The organism is Nocardia sp. PLKS1-43 (assembly GCF_059510335.1).
Window position 1 is genome coordinate 313,207 of record NZ_JCAJZQ010000006.1, and the last position, 25,064, is coordinate 338,270.

22 protein-coding genes are annotated in these 25,064 nt (G+C 67.5%); 5 read left to right on the forward strand and 17 right to left on the reverse strand.

Annotated features, from left to right (window positions below):
- Positions 1-287: 287 nt before the first annotated feature.
- The 5 genes from AC5WS7_RS23280 to purF all read right to left on the reverse strand — a co-directional run bounded on the left by AC5WS7_RS23280 (position 288) and on the right by purF (position 7,745).
- The gene (locus AC5WS7_RS23280) at positions 288-2,300 is read right to left on the reverse strand and encodes a dipeptide ABC transporter ATP-binding protein (protein ID WP_495956672.1); all 2,013 of its coding nucleotides are present in this window, start codon (positions 2,298-2,300) and stop codon (positions 288-290) included.
- Complete coding sequence (locus AC5WS7_RS23285; RefSeq protein ID WP_495956816.1) at positions 2,293-3,273, reverse strand: ABC transporter permease; 981 nt, start codon at positions 3,271-3,273, stop codon at positions 2,293-2,295. The genes AC5WS7_RS23280 and AC5WS7_RS23285 overlap by 8 nt, the downstream gene beginning before the upstream one ends.
- An 18-nt stretch (positions 3,274-3,291) precedes the next feature.
- Positions 3,292-4,305, reverse strand: a complete 1,014-nt coding sequence (locus AC5WS7_RS23290) for an ABC transporter permease (protein ID WP_495956817.1) — start codon at positions 4,303-4,305, stop codon at positions 3,292-3,294.
- An 80-nt stretch (positions 4,306-4,385) separates the two neighbouring features.
- Positions 4,386-5,942 carry an ABC transporter substrate-binding protein gene (locus AC5WS7_RS23295; RefSeq protein WP_495956673.1) on the reverse strand — a complete coding sequence of 519 codons (1,557 nt, stop codon included), beginning with the start codon at positions 5,940-5,942 and terminating at the stop codon, positions 4,386-4,388.
- Positions 5,943-6,167: 225 nt separating this feature from the next.
- A complete protein-coding gene (gene purF / locus AC5WS7_RS23300) occupies positions 6,168-7,745 on the reverse strand; it encodes an amidophosphoribosyltransferase (RefSeq protein WP_495956818.1) in 1,578 nt (525 codons plus the stop codon).
- A gap of 137 nt (positions 7,746-7,882) precedes the next feature.
- On the opposite strand from purF, the gene AC5WS7_RS23305 reads away from it, so the two are divergent.
- Positions 7,883-9,214, forward strand: coding sequence for a YhgE/Pip domain-containing protein (locus tag AC5WS7_RS23305; protein WP_495956674.1), 1,332 nt, complete (start codon positions 7,883-7,885; stop codon positions 9,212-9,214).
- Here the strand turns inward: AC5WS7_RS23305 and AC5WS7_RS23310 are convergent.
- From AC5WS7_RS23310 to AC5WS7_RS23325, 4 genes are all read right to left on the reverse strand, one after another.
- Positions 9,194-9,580, reverse strand: coding sequence for a sterol carrier family protein (locus AC5WS7_RS23310; protein WP_495956675.1), 387 nt, complete (start codon positions 9,578-9,580; stop codon positions 9,194-9,196). The two genes, AC5WS7_RS23305 and AC5WS7_RS23310, sit on opposite strands and share 21 nt — an antisense overlap.
- 148 nt (positions 9,581-9,728) lie before the next feature.
- Positions 9,729-10,436 carry a DUF8020 domain-containing protein gene (locus AC5WS7_RS23315; RefSeq protein WP_495956676.1) on the reverse strand — a complete coding sequence of 236 codons (708 nt, stop codon included), beginning with the start codon at positions 10,434-10,436 and terminating at the stop codon, positions 9,729-9,731.
- Positions 10,437-10,889: 453 nt separating this feature from the next.
- A complete protein-coding gene (locus AC5WS7_RS23320; protein ID WP_495956677.1) occupies positions 10,890-11,351 on the reverse strand; it encodes a CPBP family intramembrane glutamic endopeptidase in 462 nt (153 codons plus the stop codon).
- A 254-nt stretch (positions 11,352-11,605) separates the two neighbouring features.
- On the reverse strand, positions 11,606-13,363 hold the full coding sequence (locus tag AC5WS7_RS23325) for an alpha/beta hydrolase (protein WP_495956678.1): 1,758 nt from the start codon (positions 13,361-13,363) through the stop codon (positions 11,606-11,608).
- Between the two features lie 138 nt (positions 13,364-13,501).
- Here AC5WS7_RS23325 and AC5WS7_RS23330 point away from each other — a divergent pair, with 138 nt between their 5' ends.
- Entirely contained in the window at positions 13,502-13,789 is a 288-nt protein-coding gene (locus tag AC5WS7_RS23330; protein WP_495956679.1) for a YiaA/YiaB family inner membrane protein, read from the forward strand.
- A 62-nt stretch (positions 13,790-13,851) separates the two neighbouring features.
- Here the strand turns inward: AC5WS7_RS23330 and AC5WS7_RS23335 are convergent, their stop codons facing one another.
- From AC5WS7_RS23335 to purL, 3 genes are read right to left on the reverse strand one after another with little or no spacing between them, the layout of a single operon-like run.
- Positions 13,852-14,265 carry a PIN domain-containing protein gene (locus AC5WS7_RS23335; RefSeq protein WP_495956680.1) on the reverse strand — a complete coding sequence of 138 codons (414 nt, stop codon included), beginning with the start codon at positions 14,263-14,265 and terminating at the stop codon, positions 13,852-13,854.
- Positions 14,262-14,480, reverse strand: coding sequence for a type II toxin-antitoxin system VapB family antitoxin (gene vapB / locus AC5WS7_RS23340; protein ID WP_495956681.1), 219 nt, complete (start codon positions 14,478-14,480; stop codon positions 14,262-14,264). Before vapB ends, AC5WS7_RS23335 begins: the two co-directional genes overlap by 4 nt.
- 36 nt (positions 14,481-14,516) lie before the next feature.
- Entirely contained in the window at positions 14,517-16,811 is a 2,295-nt protein-coding gene (purL, locus tag AC5WS7_RS23345; protein WP_495956819.1) for a phosphoribosylformylglycinamidine synthase subunit PurL, read from the reverse strand.
- Between the two features lie 49 nt (positions 16,812-16,860).
- Here purL and AC5WS7_RS23350 point away from each other — a divergent pair, with 49 nt between their 5' ends.
- Positions 16,861-18,309 carry a glycosyltransferase family 87 protein gene (locus AC5WS7_RS23350; RefSeq protein WP_495956682.1) on the forward strand — a complete coding sequence of 483 codons (1,449 nt, stop codon included), beginning with the start codon at positions 16,861-16,863 and terminating at the stop codon, positions 18,307-18,309.
- On the opposite strand, the gene AC5WS7_RS23355 is transcribed toward AC5WS7_RS23350, so the two are convergent.
- Together AC5WS7_RS23355 and AC5WS7_RS23360 are read right to left on the reverse strand one after the other, a co-directional pair.
- On the reverse strand, positions 18,255-19,547 hold the full coding sequence (locus AC5WS7_RS23355) for a M18 family aminopeptidase (RefSeq protein WP_495956683.1): 1,293 nt from the start codon (positions 19,545-19,547) through the stop codon (positions 18,255-18,257). The genes AC5WS7_RS23350 and AC5WS7_RS23355 overlap by 55 nt on opposite strands.
- Positions 19,548-19,974: 427 nt before the next feature.
- Positions 19,975-20,433 (reverse strand): MarR family winged helix-turn-helix transcriptional regulator, encoded by a 459-nt coding sequence (locus AC5WS7_RS23360; RefSeq protein ID WP_495956684.1) that lies wholly within the window; start codon positions 20,431-20,433, stop codon positions 19,975-19,977.
- A gap of 35 nt (positions 20,434-20,468) precedes the next feature.
- On the opposite strand from AC5WS7_RS23360, the gene AC5WS7_RS23365 reads away from it, so the two are divergent.
- Positions 20,469-21,539: a substrate-binding domain-containing protein gene (locus AC5WS7_RS23365; protein ID WP_495956685.1), complete on the forward strand. Its 1,071-nt coding sequence runs from the start codon at positions 20,469-20,471 to the stop codon at positions 21,537-21,539.
- Between the two features lie 19 nt (positions 21,540-21,558).
- On the opposite strand, the gene purQ is transcribed toward AC5WS7_RS23365, so the two are convergent.
- Positions 21,559-22,239 (reverse strand): phosphoribosylformylglycinamidine synthase subunit PurQ, encoded by a 681-nt coding sequence (gene purQ / locus AC5WS7_RS23370; protein WP_495956686.1) that lies wholly within the window; start codon positions 22,237-22,239, stop codon positions 21,559-21,561.
- Positions 22,239-22,472 (reverse strand): phosphoribosylformylglycinamidine synthase subunit PurS, encoded by a 234-nt coding sequence (purS, locus tag AC5WS7_RS23375; protein ID WP_040818162.1) that lies wholly within the window; start codon positions 22,470-22,472, stop codon positions 22,239-22,241. The genes purQ and purS overlap by 1 nt, the downstream gene beginning before the upstream one ends.
- A 432-nt stretch (positions 22,473-22,904) precedes the next feature.
- Between purS and AC5WS7_RS23380 the strand changes: the two genes are divergently transcribed.
- Positions 22,905-23,549 (forward strand): MBL fold metallo-hydrolase, encoded by a 645-nt coding sequence (locus tag AC5WS7_RS23380; RefSeq protein ID WP_495956687.1) that lies wholly within the window; start codon positions 22,905-22,907, stop codon positions 23,547-23,549.
- Between the two features lie 58 nt (positions 23,550-23,607).
- On the opposite strand, the gene AC5WS7_RS23385 is transcribed toward AC5WS7_RS23380, so the two are convergent.
- A complete protein-coding gene (locus tag AC5WS7_RS23385; protein WP_495956688.1) occupies positions 23,608-24,978 on the reverse strand; it encodes a dipeptidase in 1,371 nt (456 codons plus the stop codon).
- Between the last annotated feature and the right edge of the window lie 86 nt (positions 24,979-25,064).

Here is a 25,064-nt window from a genome sequence, read left to right on the forward strand (position 1 = left end):
CCCAGCGTTGATCGCGGCCGAGCCCACATCTGCGCCGCGCACCGCAACCTGCCGCGAATTCGATACATACGCAAGGGCTTTGCACACCGAACGGCCGATCGGCACGGGCGTGCATGAGGTGAGCGACCGCGAAATCCGGTGGGGCGGCGGCAGTCCGGCACCGGCCGCCGCCCCGGATCGGTGAACGCTCGGCCGATACCTACCACCGGCCCAGCGTCCGCCCGGAAAGGGTGCGGTGCAGCGGCTTCCGCCTGGGGAGACGAGTCCTGCGCACCGCACCCGGTGGGTCACCCCGTGTTGTCCGCTGCGAACAGGGCGGCCGAGGCGGCGCGGCGGCGGCGCTGTTCGACCGGGTCCGGGACCGGTACGGCCGCGACCAAGCGCTGGGTGTAGTCCTGGGACGGGTGCCGCAGGATTTCGTCGCGAGTGCCATACTCGACGACGGAACCGTTGCGCAGCACCATGATTCGTTCGGCGAGCTGATCCACCACCGCGAGATCGTGGCTGATGAACAGGCAGGCCCAGCCGAATTCGCGTTGCAGCTCGGCGAACAGCTCGAGCACCCGAGCCTGCACCGAGACGTCCAGGGCGCTGGTCGGCTCGTCCGCGATGAGCAGGTCCGGATTCAGCACCAATGCCCGCGCCAGGCTCGCGCGCTGCCGCTGGCCACCGGAAAGCTCATGCGGATAACGCTTTTCGGTGCCTTCGGGCAGCTGCACCGCGTCCAGGATCTCCCGCACTCGCGAACGCAGTCGGGCTCCGCCTGCCGCGCGATGCACCACCAGCGGCTCGGCGACGCACTGTCCCACGGTCAACCGCGGATTCAGCGATGTCGCGGGGTCCTGGAACACGAACCCCAGCCGCTTGCGCACCGGGCGCAACTTCCGCTCGGACAGTCCGGTCAGCTCCTGCCCCTGCACCCGGATCACCCCGGACGAAGGCCGTTGCAGCGCAGCCACACAGCGCCCGATCGTCGTCTTCCCCGATCCGGATTCGCCCACCAGGCCGAGGGTTTCACCACGCGCGATGCCGAAGGTGACCGCATCGACCGCACGAAAAGCCGTCCGCCCCAGCGAACCTGGGAACTCCACCACCAGATCGCGCACCTCGAGCACGGTTTCGGAGACCGTTCGGACCTCGGCCGCCCCTACCCCCTCGGCCACCGCACCTTCCCCGGCCACGACCGAGCCCGCACCCGGCGCTTCGCCCGCGACACCCTGCTCGACCGCCCCTTCCCCGGCCGCCGCGCCCTCGACGGCCACCGGCCCGGCAACCGAATCATCCGACCCCACTCCCGCAGCCACCGCACCTCCCCCGGCCGCAACCGAGCCCGCACCCGGCGCTTCGCCCGCGACACCCTGCTCGACCGGCAGGCTCTCGACGCCCGCCGGCCCGGAGACCGAATCATCGGCATGCTCGGGCGCCTGCGGCCGCGCCGCCGTCGAATCCACCTGCGGCGCGATCGGGGACACCGGCTCGGCGGTGGGTTCGAGACCGGCACCCAGATGCGGGACGGCGGCAAGCAGATCGCGGGTGTACTGCTCCTGCGGGGCGGCGAAGAGTTCGTCGACCGGTGCGGTTTCCACCACCCGGCCCGAACGCATCACCACGACGCGATCGGCGAGATCCGCGACCACGCCCATGTTGTGGGTGATCAGGACGACGGCGCTGCCGATCCGATCGCGCAGATCGCGCAGCAGTTCCAGGATTTCGGCCTGGACGGTGACGTCCAGCGCGGTGGTGGGTTCGTCGGCGATGATCACCTTCGGCTCGCACGCGATCGCGATGGCGATCATCACGCGCTGCTTCTGGCCGCCGGAGAGTTGATGGGGATAGAAGTCGACCCGATGCTCCGGATCGGGCAGCCCGACCGTCCGCAGCAGTTCGACCGCGCGGGCCTTGGCCGCTCGGCGACTCGTATTCGTATGGGCGCGAACGGCTTCGGCGATCTGGAAGCCGACGGTGAACAGCGGGTCCAGGGCGGCGCCGGGCTCCTGGAACACCATCGAGATCTCACCGCCGCGGATCGCGGTCAGCTGCTTGTCCGACAGCGCGGTGATCGCGTGCGCGCCGACGGTGACCGTGCCACGCACCTGGGCGGTGTGCGGCAGGAGTCCGATCGCGGTGCGCGAGCTCACCGATTTCCCCGAGCCTGATTCCCCGACGATCGCGAGCACCTCGCCGGGGAACACCTCGTAGGACACATCACGCACCGCATCGACCGTTCCCGCATCGGTGCTGAAGGTGACCGAGAGCGACGTGATCGACAGGGCCGCGGTACGTTCGGATGTCTCAGTCATTCCCGCCTCCGGCATCGTTCCCGGCGGAAGTCGCGCCGGCGGCCGCCCGGCGCGTCCGCAGCAACGGGTTGAGCGCCTCGTTCAAGCTCTCCCCGACCATCGTCATCCCCAGCACGACCAGCACGATGGCCACACCGGGGAAAATTCCCGTCCACCAGATCCCGTCGGAGACATCGGCCAACGCCTTGTTCAGGTCGTAACCCCATTCCGCGGCCTGCGTGGGTTCGATGCCGTAACCGAGAAATCCCAGCGCCGCCAGCGTCAGAATCGCCTCCGAGCCGTTCAGTGTGATGATCACCGGTAGCGACTGCGTGACGTTGGGGAAGATGTGCCGGAACAGGATTCGCCCGATCGACGCGCCGGTCACCCGCGCGGCGTCGACGTACGGCTCGGTCTTCACCGCGACCGTCGCGTTGCGCACCACCCGGAAGTATTGCGGCACATAGATCACCGTGATCGCCACGGCCGCCGACAGCACACCGCCGAAACTCGACGAATTGCCGCCCGCCACCACGATCGACACCACGATCGCCAGCAGCAGCGTGGGAAACGCGTACATCGCGTCCATGAAGAGCACCAGCACCCGGTCCACCCAGCGCCCGACGTATCCGGACACCAAACCCAGTGGCACACCGACGAACAGCGACAACACCAGCGAGATCGCGATGACGATCAGCGCGGTGCGCGCGCCGTAGACCACTCGGGAGAACACGTCCTCCCCGCGCACCGAGGTGCCGAACCAGTGCTGCGCCGAGGGCGCCTGCTGCCGCACGAAATCCACGCCGTGATCGGAGATCTGGGCGAATCCGTAGGGTGCGATGAGCGGCGCGAACACCGCGACGATCACGAACAGCCCGATCAGGGCGAGCCCGGCGATCAACGTCACCCGCTGCAATCCGGAGGTCAGCGAGAACAGCCGCGTCCCCGGAATTCCGCGCCGCGGCGCCGGCGGCACGACGACCGGCTCGGCCAGTAGCTCAGGAGCGGTCACCTAGAACCTCACCCTCGGATCGATAAGGGCCACAACGATATCCACCAGAAAGCTCATCACCGCGACGACCAGTGCCAGGAATGCCACGATGCCCTGCACCGCGACGAAATCGCGGGCCTGCAGATACTGCGCGAGCTGATAGCCCAGGCCCTTCCACTCGAAGGTGATCTCGGTGAGCACCGCCCCGCCGAGCATCATCGCGATCTGCATCCCCATCACGGTGACGATCGGAATCATGGCGTTGCGGAACGCGTGTCGCCCCGTCACCACCCGATCCGACAGTCCGCGCGCCCGCGCCGCGTCCACGAAATCGCTGCGCAGGGTCTGGATCAGATTGATCCGCACCAGCCGCAGGAAGATCCCCGCGGTCAGCAGCCCGAGCGCGATGGCGGGCAGGACAGCGTGTTTCACCACGTCGAGCAGGTATCCGCTGTCGCCGTAGAGGATCGCGTCGATGAACAGGATATTGGTCTTCGGCGAGACGTTCTGCAGCGCGAGTTCCACATTGGTACTCGCCCGCCCGGCCACCGGCAGCCAGCCCAGCTCGATCGCGAAGACCAGTTTCAGCAACAGTCCGACGAAGAACACCGGCGCGGCGTAGACCAGGATCGCGAACAGCCGCAACCCCACGTCCACGGGCTTGTCCCGGCGCTTGGCCGCCAGCCGCCCGAGCGGAATCCCGACCAGGAAGGCCACGATCAGCGCCCACACCACCAGTTCCAGCGTGGCCGCACCGTAACTGGTGATGATGTCGCTGATCGCCCGATTGTCCTGGGAGCGACCGAAATCCCCGCGCACCAGCCCGGAGATGTAGTCCCAGTACTGGGTCAGGATGGGCCGGTCGAATCCGGCCGCGCGCTTGCGTTCGGCGATCTGTTCCGGTGGCAGCCGCCCGCCCAGCGCGGCGCTGATCGGATCGCCGACCACCCGCATCAGGAAGAAGACGACCGTGACCAGGATCCAGGCCGTCGGCACGATCAGCAGCAGTCGCACACCCAGATAACGCAGCAGCACACCGTAGCGAGACCCATTGCGGCGCTGCGTATTCGAGGCGGGGGCCGGGGCGTCCGGCTCCCGCACGGTCGCCGTGCTCGTCACTTGCTCAGCACGCTGTAGCGGAACTTGGTGGACGGATCCAGCGTGCTCTCCACGCCCTTGACGCCCTTGACCGACACCGCGATCTGCTTACCGGACAGCAGCGGCAGCACCGGAATGAACTTCTGCGCGAGATCGGATTGGACCTGCTGCAGGATCGCGACGCGCTGCGTCTTGTCCGGCTGGGTGATCTCGGCGGTCAGCTGCGAGGTGATGCTCGGATCCTCGAAGTGGTTCTGCAGGAAGTTGTTCGGGGCGAAGAACGGGGTCAGGTAGTCGTCCGGATCCGGGAAGTCCGGGAACCACCCCATCTGGTACTCGGGATAGCCGTCGCGGGCGCGCTCCTTCTGATACGTCACCCACTCGGTGGACTGCAGGTTCACCGTGAACAGCCCGGTCGCCTCGAGCTGGTTCTTGATCGCGGCATACTCCTCGGAACTGCTGCCGCCGTAATGATCCGGGTTGTACTGCAGATTCAGCTGCACCGGTGTCTGCACCCCGGCGTCGGCGAGGAATTTGGCGGCCGCGGCCTTGTTCGGCTTGGCCCCGTAGAGATCCTTGTACGGTTCCGTCGCGCCTTCATAGCCTTGCGGCACAGTCGAATACGCGGGCTGGTACATGCCCTTGTAGACGCCGGTGGACAGCGCGTCGCGATCGACACTGGAGGCCACGGCCTTCCGGATCGCCAGCTTCTGCTCGGGGGTGCCGCCCGGCATGGTGTTCATGTTGAACACGATGTAGCGCAACTCGCCGCCCAGGCCCTCGTGCACCTCGACCTTGTCGTTCTTGCGCAGCGACTCCAGATCGGTCGGGCTCAGACTGCGATAGGCGACGTCGATGTTGCCGTTCTGGATGTCGAGCTTGAGATTGTCGGCCGAGGCATAGTACTTGGCCGAGACCGTCGCGGTCTTCGGCGTGCCCAGGATCCCGTTGTATCCCGAATTGGCCTGGTACTGAACGAGTTTGTTCTTGTCGTAGCTGCTGATCGTGTACGGCCCGGAGAACGGCTTGGCCTTGACGATCGCGTCGTCGTCCATGACCTTGTCCGCCGGGAACACCTTCTCGTCCACGATCGGGCCCGCCTGGGTCGGCAGAATCGCCGGGAAGGTCTGGTCGTTGGCGTTCTTCAGGGTGAAGGTCACCGTATTCGCGTCGGGGGCGTCGGTGTGATCCAGATTGCCCAGCAGTGAGGCCGGCCCGTTCGGATCGTTGATCTTCACCATCCGGTCGAAGGAGAACTTCACGCTGGCCGAGGTCAGCGGATCGCCGTTGGCGAACTTCAGTCCGGGCTTCAACGTGCAGGAATACGTGGTGGGCGTGGCGAACTCGCATTTCTGCGCCGCATCGGGGGTCGGATTGGTCGCCCCCGGGGCGAAGTTCAGCAGGTGCTGGTAGACCTGCGTCTCGGGCACGTACGAACCCTGGTCGTAGGCCGCGGCGGGATCCAGCGAGAAGATCTTGTCCGTGGTCCCGATGACCAGCCCGCTGCCGCTGCCGCCGCCGTTGGTGCGGCCGGCACCGCACCCGGCGACCGCGACCAGCGCGAGTCCCGCCATTCCTACTGCCGCAATAGTTTTCACTCGGCCCGATCGGGCCGCCGACGCCTGTGTCGCCGCTAACCGCATGACTGTCCCTCATCTCGCACACGCGACGCGCACCGTTCCGGGTCACGGGACGGGTGCGGTCGCGCCAACTTCGATATGGCGGGACAGTACCGCCAGGGCGTTGCGGATATGTTGCGTTTCGCAACAATTAGTCGACTGTGCGGAAATTGCGCAGGCCTACGGCCGGCTCAGGGCGCTCGCATTCGCGTTCTCACCCAGCAGCTGGGACTCGGACTTGTCACCGAGAAGCGTCTCCAGGACATTCTTTCCGATCGCGGCCTCGGTCGGCAGCGGAATCGGGTACTGGCCGTCGAAGCACGCGCAGCACAGCCGCGACCGCGGCTGTTCGGTGGCCGCGACCATCCCGTCGAGCGAGATGTAGCCCAGGGTGTCCGCGCCGATCGAGCGACGCACGTTCTCGACCATCTCCTCGACCGAACCCTCGCACTCGGCCCCGTTGGCGATCAGCTCCGCGCGCGAGGCGAAGTCGATGCCGTAGAAGCACGGCCACTTCACCGGCGGCGAGGCGATGCGGACGTGGATCTCCAACGCCCCGGCCTCGCGCAGCATGCGGATCAGCGCGCGCTGGGTGTTGCCGCGCACGATCGAATCGTCCACCACGACGAGGCGTTTACCGCGTATCACCTCGCGCAGCGGGTTGAGCTTGAGCCGGATGCCGAGCTGGCGGATGGTCTGGCTGGGCTGGATGAACGTGCGCCCGACATAGGCGTTCTTCATCAGCCCCTGGCCGTAGGGTATGCCCGACCCCTGGGCGTACCCGACCGCGGCCGGGGTGCCGGATTCGGGGACCGGGATGACCAGATCGGCCTCGACCGGATGCTCACCGGCGAGGCGGCGGCCGATCTCCACGCGCGTGGCGTGCACCGAACGTCCGGAGATAGTGCTGTCCGGGCGGGCCAGGTAGACGTATTCGAAGACGCAGCCCTTCGGCTCGGGATTGGCGAACCGCGAGGAACGCACCCCGTCCGCGTCGATCGCCAGCAGTTCGCCCGGCTCGATCTCACGCACGAAGGACGCGCCGACGATATCCAGCGCGGCGGTCTCGCTGGCAACCACCCAGCCACGGTCCAACCGGCCCAGGCACAGCGGCCGCACACCGTGCGGATCGCGGGCGGCGTAGAGCGTGTGCTCATCCATGAAGGTCAGGCAGAACGCGCCGCGCAGCGTCGGCAGCAGTTCCATCGCGGCCTGCTCGATGCTCTTGTCGGTGGCCGCGTGCGCCAGCAGCGCGGTCATCACATCCGAATCCGAGGTGGCCGCGACCGAGCCCGGCATCCGGTTGATCAGGCCGAATTCTCGTGCGCGCGAGGCCAGTTCGGCGGTATTGACCAGATTTCCGTTGTGCCCCAAGGCGATTCCGGTGCCGACGGAGGTGGTTCGGAAGATCGGCTGAGCGTTCTCCCAGGTGACCGCGCCGGTGGTGGAATACCTGCAGTGACCGACCGCGACGTGGCCGGGCATGGCCGCCAGCGTCTGCTCGTCGAACACCTGGCTCACCAGGCCCAAATCCTTGAACACCAGCACCTGCGATCCATCGGAGACCGCGATGCCCGCCGCCTCCTGACCGCGGTGCTGCAATGCGTACAGACCGTAGTAGGTGAGCTTGGCCACATCCTCGCCCGGAGCCCAGACACCGAAGACGCCGCACTCCTCGCGTGGCTCGTTCTCGGGCCGATCCGAGTCGGGTTCGACGGGTGGATTCTGGCTCTCGACCGACAGATCGTCGTTGGTCACCGTTTGCTCCAAGTTCGGCGGGCTGGTGGCTTCCATCATTCTACGGGTCATCCGCGCGAAACCTCCGCCGGGATCACCCGGGTGGCACGCGGTTTGCTGCTACCGTGCCAGGAGTGGCGTCTACGGACAGTGCGGATGTGCCTGCGAAACCTCGGCGGCTGAGCCCGGTCAGATGGACTTTTCCGATCATCGTGATGACCCTGCTGGGCGCGCTGCTGGGTGTGATGTATCTCGACTACGTCATCGACCCGGAGAAGAATCTGCACGACTTCCCGATCGCACTGGTCAATCAGGACGTCGGCGACACGATCAGCGGCCGGCACGTGAATTTCGGCGATCAGGTCGAGGACGGACTGCGCAAGGCCGTACCCACGGACAAGATCGACCTGCGGGTGCTGGGCCTGAACGAGGCGCAGCTGCAGATGCAGGCCGGCAAGCTCTACGGCACGGTGATCATCCCCAGCGACTTCACCAAACGTCTGGGCATCCTCGGCGCCGGCAGTGTCCTGCCGGGCGATATCGAACGCCCGATCATCACCCTGCAGACCAATCCGCGCACCGGCGCGTTCGCCACGCAGATCGTGCAGCGTTTCGGCAATCAGGCGCTGACGCAGGTCGACGACACCGTCGGCAAACAGCTGACCGAACAGGTGCAGGCGCAACTGGTCCCGCCCGGCGGCGGTGCGGCGCCCGCGCTCTCGGGCGCGACGCGGATAGTGCTGGCCCACCCGCTGAATATCGTGACCGACCAGTTCCGCCCGCTGCCCGGCGGCTCCGGTCAGGGTCTGACGGCCTTCTTCTACGGTTTGCTGCTGCTGTTGATCGGCATGGTCGGCGCGATGATCGTGCATCAGCTGATCGACTCCGCGCTGGGCTTCCTGCCGACCGAATGGGGTCCCTGGTACCTGCACTATCCGCGCGCGAGCATCTCCCGGACGCATACGCTGCTGCTCAAATGGGCCGCCGTCGCGACCATGTCGGTGATCGTCTCCGCGGTGCTGATGGGAATCAGCAAGACGCTGGGCATGCAGATCGACAAGCCGCTGACGCTGTTCCTCTACGGTGCGTTCGTGATGCTCGCGGTCGGCTTCACCTGTACCGCGGTACTCGCCGCGATCGGCACCTCGGGACTGATCGTCAACATGATCGTGTTCATCATCCTGGGCCTGCCGTCCTCCGGCGGCACCATCCCGATCGAGGCGACTCCGCGGTATTTCGGCTGGCTGGCCTCGTTCGAGCCGATGCACCAGGTGTTCCTGGGCACCCGCTCGATCCTCTACTTCAACGGCAGCGCCGACGCCGGACTGGCGCGCGGATTCTGGATGGCCGCACTGGGACTGGCCATCGGGCTGGTGCTGGGGCTGTGCATCACCCGGTACTACGACCACAAGGGACTCGAGCGCAAACCGCTGAACCACACCGCACAGCCCGCCTTACGCCCGCGAGAGTCAGAGCGGGACGAGCGGTAGCCAGTGCGCGAGTTCGGCGGCGCGGATACCGGACACGCTCAACGCCCCGGAATCGACGGCCTGCTGATAGGTGAGCAGGCCCGTCGCCAGCAGCAACCAGGTGCGCGGATCGGTCTCGACCACGTTCGGCGGGGTGCCGCGGGTGTGTCTGGGTCCCTCGATGCACTGCACCGCCACGTACGGCGGCACCCGCACCTCCACCGACGCCCCCGGCGCGTTGGCCGCGAGTGTGCGCGCGGTACCGCGCACCGCCGCCGCGAGTTCGGTCCGCGCCGGAGCCTGGGCGGACTCCTCCTGCAACCACCCGCTCACAGCGACCACCGCCGCCCGCACCTCCGCCGGATCAACCACACCTCGTCGCGCCACGATCGCGAGATTACCCAGCGGGTGTGACACGGACGGCCGGCCTACATCGCCCACGGCCGCAGAGCGGCGGGCGTGTGGCCGATCCGGCACGTTCGAGTGACCGGTCCCGCTGTCCCCTGCGGTCGCGGCGGGGACAGCGGGAAACGGATCACTTGCCCGCGGTGACGGTGTTGAACAACTGGATGACCGAGACCACCGCGACCGGGCCGCCGACGATCACCGTGCCGGCAGCCACGCCCAGCGCTGCGCCCGCGACGGCGCCCGCGAGGCAGCCGCCGGGGGCGCCGGCCAGGAACAGCGGGGGCATCAGCGCCGTGCCGACGACCGCTCCGGCCACACATCCGCCGACCAGCCCGATGGCGGTGCCGACCAGGACGCCGATGCCGGTCGCGAGGCCGACCTGATTCGCGGCCACGCCGACGGCCTCGTTGAAATCCTCTTGGGAGAACACGGGTTTCAACTCCGGCCGGGTGGATGTGACCGCGTCGGCGGGGTTGCGGCTGGGCGTGAGCGTCACGGTCCGGCCGGCGGCGTCGATCTTCGCGGCGATCGGCCAGTCCTTGCGGTCGAGCTGATACGTCAGCGGCATACCGAAGGCGAGATGCCCACTGCCGTCGAGGATTTCGAACTGATTGCCACGGGTGACCAACTTGCCGCCGTCGGTGCGCAGCACCACCGAGTGGTCCACCACGTTCGCCGTGTAGTGGATACCGGGCAGCACATCGGTGCTCACGGTCGCACCGGGCTTGGCGGGAGCGTTCGCGGCCGGAGTGTCGGCGTATGCGGTGCCCGCCGCGACGGTGAGCGTCGCGATCGCGAGCGCGGCGGTGGCGGCGAACTTCTTCATGGTCTTCATCGGGCGTTCTCCTGCACGAATCGGGATTGATGAACGAAATTGCGAAATACCACCGTCCGACGCAATCGGTGATCGCGCGGACAAGTGGTCGATTTCCGGTCCGGACCTAATTCGGAATCGGATTCCCCGGACAGCGAAATACCGCACGAGACTCCGGATGCGAATACCGTTCCACGGCGGCACCGCATGCGGTCACGGCCAGCTCCCCGCACGTCAGACCAGCCAGAGCGCCCCGAATCGATAAGTCGGCCCCATCACGCGATTCGCTCGCATGGAATTCGCCGAAATCTTCTCGACCGGATGCGACGAATCACCTAGCAGGCAGACAACACCATCGGCAACCTTTCGTCGGCACGAGGCTCGGAAATGCGAGGAACGCAGGTACTGTACCTGAATTCCGACAATCCGACCCGAGCCCGATTTCCATACCGTGGGAACCCGCGGCGGGAATACTCACGAAAACTCGGCGCCGGCGGTCCCGGCCCGGCCCGTCCCCGCGCGCTGCGGCGCACAGCGCGCAAGAGACCGCCGCGCCGACCGGGACGCGATCGCACCGGCCGCGTTGAGGGCCAGGTGCAGCGATGCCGGTGCGACCACACCGCCGGAGTGACGGCGCAACCAGCTCAGAGCCAGGCCGCCGACCGTGGTCGCGGCGACCGTCATGAGCACGCCGTCTCCGTCCGCACGAGCGGGACCGATATGCCAGAGGCCGAAACATGCTGCGCCGAGCCAGATCCCGTTCGAGCCGGCGGTCTCGGTCAGCAGCGCGTCCAGGGAACACCGGAAGATCAGTTCCTCGCTGTACACGGTGCCGACCGGGATGTGCACGCCCACCCATTCGAGCATGCCGACCTCCGGGCCGGCCGCGCCGAGTTCGGCCAGCGCCCTGCGTGCGGGCGGAATAACCAGCGCCACCGAATATCCCGCACCGACAGCACAGAAAAGCGATGCGCCCCAGAATAATTCGCGCGAAGACTGCGCTCGCCTGTCCAATCGGCGATCGGCCGGCTTCCGCGGACAGTGACACCCGCGCACGCCGAACCCGGCGGCGTAGGCCGTGGCGAAAGCGGCGGTGGCGACGGTGCGTCCACGCACACCGAGACGCAGACGCGGCAGCAGCCAACCGTTCCACAGCACCGGAAGGGCCATGGCAGCAAGGGTTCTCGCGGTCACTTGACGGCGCGTTCGAAGGCTTCGGACAGTTCGATCCGGGTGCGGATCCGTTCCTCGAGGTCTGGATTCCAGTCCGGCGGCGGCAGCACCGCGGCCCAGCCGTCCAGAACGAGACTGCCGTAGTTGTGTCCGTGGCCGTCGCTGACGCCCTGGGCATTGGTCAGGTCGACGGCGACCTGCCAGAAGGTCACGAAAGGCCACCAGCGCATCTGTGTGGACACATCCGAACCGCGCCGTTCCGACAGCCAATTCGGCCGGGAGAAGATCAGATCCGGTGACCACCACACGATCGGATCCGACGCGTGCTGCAGATAGGCGATACGCGGAAGCCGCCATTCCGCAGAGGGTTTGGACAGATCAGCGGCGTTCGCGGCGAAACGCACCACAAGTCCGTCGGCATAGACCGGCTCGACCTCGCGCGATCCGGGATCACGCCGAGTGACGAACTGACTCCACAACCGGTTCGAATTCGGCGGCCCCACCCACAGCGCACCGTCCACCCGCGCGCGCAGATCGGCCAGCCCGGAGAAGGCGGCCTCGGAACCCTGCGACCCCAGCGATTCACCGTATACCAGCAGCTTCGGCCGGGTTTGCGGTGATCGCCGCGACCACGCCCGATAGATCGCGTCGAACATCGCGCGCCCGGACTCGGCGACTTTCTGCCGGTCCGCCAGGAAGGACAGCACACTGGGCAGATACGAATACTGGGAGGCCACGATCGCGGTATCGCCGCCGTACATGTACTCGATCGCGTTGGCCGTCATGGAATTCACCCATCCGGTACCGGTCGTGGTGACCACCACCAGCACCTTGCGATCGAACGCGTGCGTCCGCTCGAGTTCGGCCACGGCCAGATCCGGTTGGCTCTCACCGTGTTTCATCGAGTCCAGGCCGACATAGGCGCGAATCGGTTCCAGCGCAGGCCTTCCCGTGACGGCGCCGATCCGGAAGGCATCGGGCCCGTGCGAGACGAACCAGCGCCCCTCCGAGCCGAGCGTGTCCCAGGCGGCCAGCGACTGCGGGCTGCCGGAACGCTCCGGGACCTGCGGCTGCACAGCATAGGGAGTCATTTTGTCGTTGCGCACGCTGAACGCCGAATTGGCCGTCGCGAAGAACGCCCGCATCGCGAGACCGTTGAACAGCGACACGATCAGCACGGCGAGCAGCGCCGCACCCACCGTCGGCGCGAACCGCGGCGGAATCCGCACCCAGCGGCTCAGCAGCCGGGCCAGCAACCGCACGATGATCCGCAACGTCCGGTACACCGTGACCACCGCCGCGCCGACCAGCAGACTCAGCCCGCCCGTACGCAGATAACCCGAGGTGGTGGTGCCGGTCATATTCATCAGCGCGTAGATCTGCCGCTGCCAGTCCGCCGAGAGCACCAGCATGTATCCCGCGGTCAGGACGCACAGGACCAGTACGGTGAGCTTCACCGCGTACTCCACTCGCAGCGGTGGCGGCGGCCACGGCAGCTTCGGCCGGACCCACCGGCGGAAGGCCCAGTCGAACACGCAGCCGACGCCGTATCCGATGACGGCGTTGAAACCGCTGATCAGCCCCTGGAAAAGCCAGTCGCGCGGCAGCAGCGACGGCGTAACCGACCAGGCGAAGAACACCGTCGCGACGACCAGTCCGGCATAGTTGAGACCGATGACGTCCTTCTCCAGGCGATGCAGCAGCCCGGACGCCCTGCGAGCGACGTCGGCGCCGCGCGAACGCAGCGTCGTCGAAGTCTCGGAAGTGTCGAGCACTCGTCAAGTATGGCCGCCGGCCCACCGAAATCCTGGGAGGTCGCGCGGAGCCGAACATCACCGACTGCGCGAACTACCTGCCCGTCTCGAGTAGTTGTACGCAGGCCGGCCGCCCCAGCGCTGGAGCACACTCGATCCATGAGCACTCCCGAAACCACGAGCAAGAGCACCTCGGCCTTCCTCGCCCAGGCCGCCATCGCCTTCGGCGTCGCCTTCGTCGCCACCGCCGCGGGCATCGTCTACCTCCCGCTGGACATCTGGCAGCGCGGCTTCCTGCTGATGACCATGCTCTTTCTGGTCAGCAGCACGTTCACCCTCGCCAAGGTCGTGCGCGACCAGCACGAGGCCGCGCGCGTCCACCACCGCATCGACGAGGCGCGCCTGGAAAAGTTGATGGCCGAACATGATCCGTTCCGCGCGGCCTGAAACAGATTCCGCGACAGCATATTTCGCCGCTGATAACTACCCGTCGGCACAGCCGGACGGAGTCATTCGACGCGCAGGCGCTCCATCGGCTGCCCGGTCACCTCGGCGATCAGCTCGAAATCCTTGTCCAGGTGCAGCACAGTGAGCTTGGCCTGTTCGGCTGTGGCCGCAATCAGCAGGTCCGGAACCGACGGCGCGCGGCGCCTTCCACCGCGTACCAACAGCCGCAAGACCTCGACCGCGCGCGTTTCCGCAGCTGGGGTGAGGTATTCGACCGGCATATCAGAGACCGGAGGGCAATCGAGTAAGACATCCATCTCTTCTGCCGACCTGGCGGAGAAGCCTGTTTCCAGCAGCGTTGCCGTGGTGATCCGCACCAGACCACACTCGATCCGCGTGATCCAATCGTCCGCATCCGGGCTGGTTACCAGGCGAACGAGAGCAGACTTATCGATCAGCCATGGCCGCACGCTCACGACCATGCCTGGCGCATGATCTCCGGGTCGGCCAGGTCCTTGGCCATTTCGGCGAAACGAGCCAGATCGGCTCGTGTCACCTTGGCCGTTTGGCGAAATCCGTTGTTCACCCAGCGCCGCAAGTACTCGTTACGAGAGATCTCGGCCTCCGCCGCGAGTCGATCGATCTCGGCCAGCGCCGCGTCCGAGACGTCCCGGATCAAGATGTCGGTCATTCATCCATCTCATCCCGTGAACTGCTGCCGCGCTGCTCAGTGACCGGACGAACCGAACAGCCGAGGCAGAGTGCCCTCGTGGGCCGCGCGCAACTCGGTCATCGGGACGGTGAACTGGCCCTGCACCTCGACCGAATCCGAGCCCTGATCCACGACACCGATACGCTCCCAAGGCAATCCGCGAGCGTCGCACATCTTGGTGAAGCGGGTTTCCTCCGAACGCGGGATCGCGACCAGAACCCGGCCGGCGGATTCGGAGAACAGCATCACGAAGGGGTCGGCGTCCTCGGGAAGCACGATCCGGCAGCCGGTCTCGCCGGCCAGCGCGGCCTCCACGACGGTTTGCGCCAGGCCACCCTCACTGAGATCGTGTGCGGCACTGATCAATCCGTCCCGGGAGCCGGAGGTGAGCACCTCCGCCAGCAGCTGTTCGCGGGCCAGGTCGACCCGCGGCGGGACGCCGCCGAGATGGTCGTGCTCGACCTGCGCCCAGATCGAGCCGTCGAACTCGTCGCGGGTGTCGCCGAGCAGGATGAGCGTCTCGCCGGGCTCGAGCCCCGGGCCGGTCGGGATGCGGCGGTGCACGTCATCGATGACGCCCAGCACGCCGACCACCGGCGTCGGCAGGATCGCAGTCTGCCCGGTCTGGTTGTAGAAGCTCACATTGCCGCCGGTGACCGGAATGCCGAGGGCCGCACAGCCATCCGCGAGTCCGCGCACGGCCTGCTGGAACTGCCACATCACGCCCGGATCCTCCGGAGAACCGAAGTTCAGGCAGTTGGTGACCGCCTTCGGGGTAGCGCCGGTGGTCGCGACATTGCGGAACGCCTCGGCCAGCGCGAGCTGCGCGCCGGTGTACGGGTCGAGTTTCGTGTAGCGGCCCGAGGCGTCGGTGGCCAGCGCGATACCGCGGCCCGAGGACTCGTCGATGCGGATGACGCCCGCGTCGGCGTGTTCGGCCAGCACGGTGTTGCCGCGGACGTAGCGGTCGTACTGCTCGGTGATCCAGCGGCGGCTGCTCAGCTGCGGGCTGGCGATCATCTTCAGCAGCGTCGCGCGCAGTTCGTCGCCGGTCTTCGGGCGGGTCAGGCTCGCGCTGGTGTCCGCGACGAGCGCGTCCTGGAAGTCCGGACGCCGCACCGGGCGCTCGTAGACCGGCCCCTCGTGCGCGACGGTGCGCGGCGGGACGTCCACCACGGTCTCGCCGTTCCAGGTGATGACCAGGTGGTCACCGTCGGTGACCTCGCCGATCACGGTTGCCAGGGTGTCCCACTTGCGGCAGACGGCCATGAACGCGTCCACGTTTTCCGGCGTCACCACCGCACACATGCGCTCCTGCGATTCGCTGGAAAGTACCTCCGCGGGCGTCATATTGGCCGCGCGCAACGGCACCCGATCCAGTTCGATATGCATCCCACCGTCGCCCGCGGCCGCGAGTTCGGAAGTGGCACAGGACAATCCGGCTCCGCCGAGGTCCTGGATGCCGACCACGAGACCGGCCGCGTACAGCTCGAGACAGCACTCGATGAGCACCTTCTCGGTGAACGGGTCACCCACCTGCACACTCGGCAGCTTCTTGCGGCCGGTGCCGGATTCGTCGCCGGAGAAGGTGTCCGAAGCCAGCACCGAGACGCCGCCGATACCGTCCAGGCCGGTCCGCGCGCCGAACAGAATGATCTTGTTACCCGCGCCCGAGGCGAAGGCCAGATGCAGATCCTCCACCCGCATCACACCCGCGCACAGCGCGTTCACCAGCGGGTTGCCCTGATAGGACGCGTCGAACACCGTCTCGCCGCCCACATTCGGCAGGCCCAGCGAGTTGCCGTAGCCGCCCACGCCGCGGACCACGCCGTCCACCACGCGCCGGGTGTCGGGGTGGTCGGCCGCACCGAATCGCAGCTGATCCATCACCGCGATCGGCCGCGCGCCCATCGCCATGATGTCGCGCACGATGCCGCCGACGCCGGTCGCCGCACCCTGATACGGCTCCACATAGGACGGGTGATTGTGGCTCTCCACCTTGAAGGTGACCGCCCAGCCGTCGCCGATGTCGACCACGCCCGCGTTCTCGCCGATACCGGCCAGCATGGACGCGCGCATCTCGTCGGTGGTGGTCTGCCCGAAATAACGCAGATGCACCTTCGAGGACTTGTAGGAGCAGTGCTCACTCCACATCACCGAGTACATCGCGAGCTCGGCGTCGGTGGGACGGCGGCCCAGGATCTCCCGGATCCGGGTGTACTCGTCGTCCTTGAGACCCAGCTCCTTGTACGGCTGCGGGGTATCCGGGGTTGCCGCGGCGGCGCTGACGGTGTCGACGTGGACAGTCACGATGAGTACCAGGGTCCTTTCGGCGGGCATGCGAATGCCATGAGCCCTAATGCAGGAGTTCGGCGGATACCCCGCGAGTCTAATGCGTGCCGAAACGACGCCGCGCACCGTGTTGCGCTGCACACTTCGGCCCACCGGATATTCTTGGCGCGTGAACGAGCGATCCCAGGTCGCGGATCCGGACGAATTGCCCCCGAATAACTCGGTGGACCACTCGCGTCCTGATCAGCCGGCCGGACGACGGCGCGTGGTGGCGATCGCGATCGCCTTGTTCGTGGTGTCCGCGATCGTCTGCATGGCGGCCGGACTGTGGCGCGGTTACATCGATCTGCAGGTCTATCGCAACGGCGCGCGCATCTGGCTCGACGGCGGCGATCTGTACGGACCGATGCCGAAGGTGGGCGGGCTCGGTCTGCCGTTCACCTATCCCCCGCTGGCCGCATTGCTGTTCACCCCGCTCGCGCTGCTACCGCTGCTCCCCGCCGAATGGCTGGTGCTCGCACTGAATGTCGCGAGCCTGGCGCTGACCGTGTGGCTGGTGCTGCGGCGGCTGCGGCCACGGCTGGACCCGACACTCACCCTGGCCCTGGTGATCGGCGCGGCCGGAATGCTGGGACTGTCCGAGCCGATCCGCCAGACCTACAACTTCGGCCAGATCAATCTGTTGCTGATGGCGGCGATCTCGCTGGACCTGTTGGCGCGCAAGCCTTTCTGGCCACGTGGCATGCTGATCGGCATCGCGGTGGCGATCAAACTGACTCCGGCCGGATTCCTGCTGTACTTCCTGCTGCGCCGCGATCGGCGTTCCGCGCTGACCGTGACGCTCTCGGCGCTGGGTGCGATCGCGGCGGGGTTCGCGCTGTTCCCGCACGAATCGGCCCAGTACTGGTTCCACACGCTGCTCGACACCGGCCGCATCGGACCGCCGTACTACGCAGGTAACCAGTCGCTCAAGGGTTTCGCCTTCCGGCTCGGGCTCGATTCGTCCGACGCGACGATCGTCTGGCTCGCGACCTCGCTTGCAGCGCTCGTGCTCGCCGCGATCCTGATGAAACGGCTCTTCGACGACGCCGCGTTCGCCCGCCGCCACGAATTCCCGGCCGCGCCCGCGCCCGGCTCGGCCGCCGCGGATCTCGCCGCGCTGACCGTCAATGCGACTGCGATACTTCTGGTTTCGCCGGTCTCCTGGTCGCATCACTGGGTGTGGGTGGCGCCGGCCGCGCTGGTGGCCGCCGACGCCGTCGAACGCGGCGGTCGCAGCCGTCCCTATCTGCTCGCGATCGCGGCGATCGTGGTGATGTTCATGGTCGGCCCGCAGTGGCTGCTGCCGCACGGCGGCGATCACGAGCGGCACTGGTCGCTGTGGGAGCAGCTGATCGGTTCGAGCTACGTGCTGGTGACGTTCGCGGTGCTGGTCATCGCGGTCGCGGCCTATCGGCCGATCTACCGTGCGGTGACCTCGGCCGGCGTCAGGAAAGCCGCCAGCGCCGCCGAATAGGCGGACACGTCGCGCGCACCCATCAGCTCGCGAGCCGAGTGCATGGCCAGCTGGGGCGCGCCGACGTCGACGGTGGTCATCCCGGTGCGTGCCGCGGACATCGGGCCGATGGTGGAACCGCACGGCAGATCCGCGCGATGCACGTAGCGCTGCAACGGAACCCCCGCCTGCGCGCAGGCCAGGGCGAACGCCCCCGCGCCGACCGCATCCGTGGCGTAGCGCAGGTTCTGGTTCACCTTCAGCACCGGACCGCCGTTGACCTCGATCGTGTGCGCGGGCTCGTGCCGTTCGGGATAGTTGGGATGCGTCGCATGTGCCATATCACCCGAGGCCAGGATCGAACCCGACAGTGCCGCAAGGTATTCCGAACGCCCTCCGCCGCGCGCGAGCACGATCCGCTCCAGGATCGAGGGCAGCAGATCCGACTGCGCGCCGCGATCGGACTGACTGCCGACCTCCTCGTGATCGAACATCACCAGCACCGGCGTAGCCGCGCCCGGCTCGGCCACCGCCGCGGTGAAGGCCTGCAGACCGGCATAGCAGGTGGCCTGATTGTCCAGGCGGGGTGCGCTGATCAGATCGAGATCACGACCAACCGGCGCGCTCGCAGTCAGGTCGTGGGTCATCAATTCCCAGCCCAGCACCGCGTCCGGATCGATTCCGGCGTGCTCGGCCACATACCCCAGGAATGAACGCGGCGCACCGCCCACGCCCCACACCGCGTTGACGTGACGTTGCGGATCAAGGCTCACCCCGCGCCGGTCGTCGGACAGGTGGATCGCCAGCTGCGGCACTCGCAGCAACGGCTCGTCGATCCGAACCAGCTTCTCGGACAACACGTTTCCCTCGCGGACCGCGATCCGCCCGGAGATGCCCAGATCCCGGTCCAGCCAGGAGTTGAGCCATGCGCCGCCGTAGGGCTCCAGCCCGACCAGCTGCCATCCGGCCGAGTTCAGATCCGGATGCTGTTTGACGCGCAGATTCGGACTGTCGGTATGCGCTCCGATCACTCGAAACGGTTGCGGCGCACCGGTTTGCGCCCAGGCCACCAGCGAACCCCCGCGTACCACGAAATACCGCCCCTGCGCGGGCGCATCCCACGGCCGCGCCTGCGGCAGTTCCCGGAATCCGTTGGCGATCAATTCGTTCGCGACGGTGTGCACGACATGGAACGGCGAGGGCGAGGCGTCGACGAAGGCGCACAGTCCGGACGGTGTAGCGGTGGTCGAAACGGGCATCACCCGATATTAACGGGGCTGGATTTTTGGCCTCCGCTCCGGCGGGCCGCGGCCCCCGAAGGGTCGATTCTTCCCTCCTGGCGCTCCTCCGCTTCGCTCCCCGCTCCGTCAGTCCAGAATCGACCCGGGCCGCGGCCTTCGGAGTTGGCGTTGCCCAGGGTGAACGGGCCTGGGGTGACAGCGGAGTTGGCGTTGCCCACGGTGAACGAGCCCGCAGCGACAGCGGCATTGACCTCACCCTCAGTGAACGAGCCTGGAGCGACAGCGGCAATGACGTCACCCACGGTGAACGAAGCCTGGGTGACAGCGGAGACTATGTTTGTCAGAGGTAAGCGGGTCGGGTGTCCATTCGGCGCGGAGCACTGGGACCGAATGGGCTGCGAGGTGACACTCGTGGGGGCACCGGGTGGAGGTCATCCCGCCGAGTTCAGCGGCCGCCTGCGGGCACCTGGGCGACGAGTTCCAGCAGGCGCAGCAGTTCGGCCTGATTGCGGGCGCCGATTCGCCTGCGCAATTGTTCCTCGGCGCGCTGCTCCTCCGCGCGGAGCGATTCGACGATCTCGACGCCGCGTTTGCTGAGGCCGATGAGAATGCGGCGGCGGTCGTCCTCGGCGGCGATACGGAAAATCAGCCCGCGTTCGGCCAGGGCATCGGCATGGCGGGTGGCCGAAGAAGGCGGAAGTTGTGCGCGGCAGGCCAATTCGGTCATGGTGATGCCGACCTCATCGGACAAATTGGCCAGCATCGCCCAGTGGTCCGCGGAGAGTCGCCGTGCGGACAGGGCGGTTTCGAGGTGACGCAGCCAACCGCGTTCCGCTGCCCGCAGTGCACCGTGCAGCGTGGAAAATCCGCTTACAATGGTCGACATAATATTTCTTCCGCCCATTTCCTATTTTCCTCCGACGAGGAGAAGGGTACCGAATGCCGCCGTTCCACGAGGGCTCGGACGATGTGATAGAAGTCCTCAACATCGTTCCGCTGCAGGGTTCCGGTGGAATCGTGGCTCCTTCCTGCGAGGCGGCCGTCGCGCTGGCCGTGGCGGAAATCAACGACGGCGCGGGAATTCTCGGGCGCGAACTCCGCGTGACCACCGTGGACGGCGGCCGCGAACCGGCCGAGGTCGCCGCGGAGGTCTCGGCGCTGCTGGCCACCGGAATGATCGATGCCATCACCGGCTGGCACATCTCCGCGGTCCGCCGCGCGGTCGCGCGCGCCGCCGACGGCCGGGTTCCCTACCTGTTCGCGACGATCCACGAGGATCTGCCCGACGAGCCGCCCGGCGTGCTGATGGTCGGCGAGAGTCCGGCCGGGAACGTGCTGCCCGCGTTGGATTGGCTGCACCGCCAGTTCGGCACCCGGCGCTGGGCGGTCATCGGCAACGATTACATCTGGCCGCTGGCCACCGCGCGGTCGGTGCGCGCCGCCTATCCGGGCGCGATGGTGCTGGAACGCTTCGTGCCGCTGGGCACCGAGGATTTCTCGGCGTTCCTGAACGATCCCCGGCTGGACCGGGCCGAAGGTGTCATCCTGCTGCTGGTCGGCACGGACGCCGTGCGGTTCAATCAGCAGTTCGCGCATACCGGCCGGTCCGCGTACCAGGTGCGGGTGAGTCCGGCGATCGATGAGACCGTCCTGCTCGCGGCCGGTCCGGCGGCGAACGAGAATCTCTACGTCGCCTCGGCCTTCTTCCCCGATCGGGTGGGCGATCCGGATCGGCTGGCGCGGTATCACCGCATGCACGGCCGGTTCGCGCCCGCCCTGACCTTCTTCAGCAATACCAGTTACGAGGCGATCCATCTGATCGGCTCAATGGCGCGGACCCTCGGCTCACTCGAGGTGCCGCGCATGCGCGCGGCCCTTGCCGATGGGCTGCGACTCGAAACCCCTTCCGGCGGAAAGGTTTTCCGCGGAGACCGGGCCGTGCGGGCGGATGGGCTGATCGCCCGCGCCGAGGGCGTGCGGTTGCACGTCATCGACGATCTGGCCAACTGAACCCGCCGCGCGGTTCGGTTCAGGCGGCCGCGACGAGTGTATCCACCACCGACAGGAACATGCCCAAACCGTCGTCGCTGGGTCCGGTGAGTGGCTCGGTGGCGTGTTCGGGGTGCGGCATCAGCCCGACGACGCGGCCGTCGGCCGAGGAGATTCCGGCGATATCGCGCTGCGAGCCGTTCGGGTTGTCACCCGCGTAGCGGAAGACCACGCGGCCCTCACCCTCGAGTTCGTCCAGCACCGACTGCGATGCCTGGTAGCGGCCCTCGGCGTTCTTGACCGGGATCAGGATCTGCGCGCCGGGTTCGTACCGGGCCGTCCACGCGGTGTCGGTCGCGTCCACGCGCAGCCACTGATCGCGGCAGACGAAGTGCAGGCCCTCGTTGCGGGTCAGCGCGCCGGGCAGCAGTCCGGCCTCGCACAGCACCTGGAAGCCGTTGCAGATGCCGAGCGTCGGCATCCCCTTGCGCGCGGCCTCGACGACCTCGCCCATCACCGGCGCGAACCGGGCGATGGCGCCGGCGCGCAGATAGTCGCCGTAGGAGAAGCCGCCGGGCACGATCACCGCGTCGACGCCCTTCAGATCGGCGTCGGCATGCCACAGGCTGACCGCCTCGGCGCCGGCCAGCCGCACCGCGCGGGCGGCATCCACATCGTCCAGCGTTCCCGGGAAGGTGATGACACCGATGCGCACGGACATTACAGCCGCACCACTTTCCAGTCCTCGATCACGGTGTTGGCCAGCAGCGATTCGGCGATCTTCTCGAGCTCCGCATCGCTGACGCTGTCGTCGACGTCGAGTTCGAATCGCTTGCCCTGCCGAACATCCGACACGCCCGGAATATCCAGGCGCCCGAGTGCGCCGACGATGGCCTGACCCTGCGGATCCAGGATCTCGGCCTTCGGCATCACCTCGACCACGACTCGTGCCACGCGCTTGCTCCTCACGCTGGTGGGGGGATTACCCGCACAGCCTAATCGCCGCAGCTCGCACACGCCGCGCCGGGGCGCGCTCAACCCGGCCACGAACCGCGGAACAGCGCCCCCCGCACCCGGTTCCGCGACGCGATGCAACGCGGACCGCCGGAGCGAAGCAGCCGCAATCCAACACGGCTCGCGACCCGTCCCACCGTTCGGGCACATGGCGAGTACGAAGAACAAGCACCCGCACCAAGAGGCCGAACAGTGAGACCCGCAGAGCCGCGCCCCCGCCGGAGCGAAGCAGCCGCAATCCAACACGGCTCGCGACCCGACTCGCCGTTCGGACACATGGCGAGTGCGAGGAACGAGTGCCCGACACCGGGCCGACCGGTGAGACTTCGGGGGCCGCGAACAGCCGGAGCGGAGCGGAGGCAGAATTACCGCATGCGCATTGCTCACTTCGGTCATTCCTGCGTCCTGGTCGAGATCGACGGAGTGAAGATTCTGTTCGATCCCGGCAATTTCTCGCACGGTTTCGAGGGGCTCACCGGGCTGGACGCGATCGCGATCACGCATCAGCACCCGGATCACATCGATCCGGCGCGGATCGGGGCGCTGGTGGAGAACAATCCGCAGGCGCGGTTGCTCAGCGATCCGCAGACCGCACAGCTGCGCGAGGAGCCGTGGGAGGCGGTGCACGCCGGTAACGTGCTGAGCGTCGGCGGGGTGCAGATCACCGGCGGCGGCGGGCGGCACGCGGTGATCCACCCGGACATCCCGGTCATCGACAACACCGTCTTCCAGCTGGGCACTGCGCAGGATCCGGCACAGTTCGTCCACCCGGGCGATTCGCTGTGGGTTCCGCCCTCGCCGGTCGGCGTGCTGGCCGTCCCGGCGGCCGCCCCGTGGATGCGCCTGAGCGAGGCGGTGGACTATCTGCGCGCGGTCGCGCCGCGCACGGCCATGCCCATCCACTACGGGATCATCGAGCCGGCGGCACAGGGCATCTACTTCGGACGCTTGCGGGAGATGGGCCCGGCCGATACCGAATTCTCCGTCGTCACACCGGAAACCGACGCCGAATTCTGATCTGCGCCAAGGGTTTCCGGCGCGCCCCGGCGGGAATGCCGCCGAGGCGCGCGGGGGCTCAGGATCCGTAGGAGGCCAGGAACAGCGCCTCGGTCAGGGCGATGTGCTCGATCTCGCTCGGATCCACGCTCTCGTTGGGCGCGTGGATGAGGCAACTCGGCTCCTCGACGCCGATCAGCATGATCTCCGCCTCGGGATAGGTCTCGGCGAACACGTTGCACAGCGGGATCGAACCGCCCTGCCCCTGCGTGGTCGCCTCCCGGCCGTACGCCGCGGCGAAGGCGGCCTGCATCGCCCGGCGGGCCGGACCGCCGGTGCCCGACCGGAACGGCGCACCCGCGGCCTCGGGTTCCACGGTGATGCGCGCATGCCACGGCGTCTTCGATTCCAGATGTGCGGTAAGGGCTTTCAGTGCCGACTCCGGATCGATACCGGGCGGAATGCGCAGGTTGATCCGGGCCCGGGCGGAACCCTGCACGGCCGCGGCCGAGCCGACCACGCTCGGCGCATCGATGCCCAGGACGGTCACCGCGGGCCGCGCCCAGACCATATCGGCGACGGTGCCGTCGCCGAGCAGATCGACACCGTCCAGCACACCGGCGTCGGCGCGGAATCGCTCGGGCGGATACTGCGCTCCCTCCCAGACCTGGCCGGCGGGCAGCCCGGCGACGGTCGTATTGCCGTGTTCGTCACGCAACGTCGCGAGCAACTGGATCAGCGCGGCGAGCGCATCGGGCGCGGACCCGCCGAACATGCCCGAGTGCATCGGTCCGGCAAGGGTTTCCACGGAGACGATCACGTTGACCGTGCCGCGCAGGGTCTGAGTGAAGGTCGGCACGCCGACCGCCGCGTTGCCGCAGTCGCCGATCACCAGGGCATCCGCGCGCAACAAATCGGCATGCTCGGGCACGAATGCCTCGAGCCCGCCGGTGCCCTGCTCCTCCGAACCTTCGCACACCAGCGTGATGCCGACCGGAAACTCCTTGCCGCCCAAGGATTCCCGCAACGCGCGCAATGCGGTCAGATGCGCCAGGACGTTACCCTTGCAGTCCGCCGCCCCGCGCCCGTACCAGCGCCCGCCCCGCTCGGTCAGCTCCCACACCGGCGTGTGCCAGGCATCCTCGTCCAGCGGGGGCTGAACGTCGTAGTGGGAGTAGAGCAATACCGTCGGCGCACCAGCCGGGGCCGGATGCCGGGCCACCACCGCCAGACTGCCGTCCGCGGTCTCGTGCAGGCCCGCGTCGGTCAGGCCGACCTCGACGAAGGCGTCCAGCACCCACTGCGCGGCCCGCTGACACTCCTGCACCGGGAACTGCCGCGGATCGTACACGGATCGATACGAAACCAGTTCCGCCAGATCGTCTTTCGCCCGGCCCATGAGCGCCCGCACCTGTGCGCGCAGGCCGGCTGTCCGTGAATCGTCGTTCATCTCAACCCATTTCGTCGTCTCGTCGCAACTCCGCAGCTCCGCCGCCCGCCGCTACGCCACCGGTCGCCATCGTCGCCATCACTCTT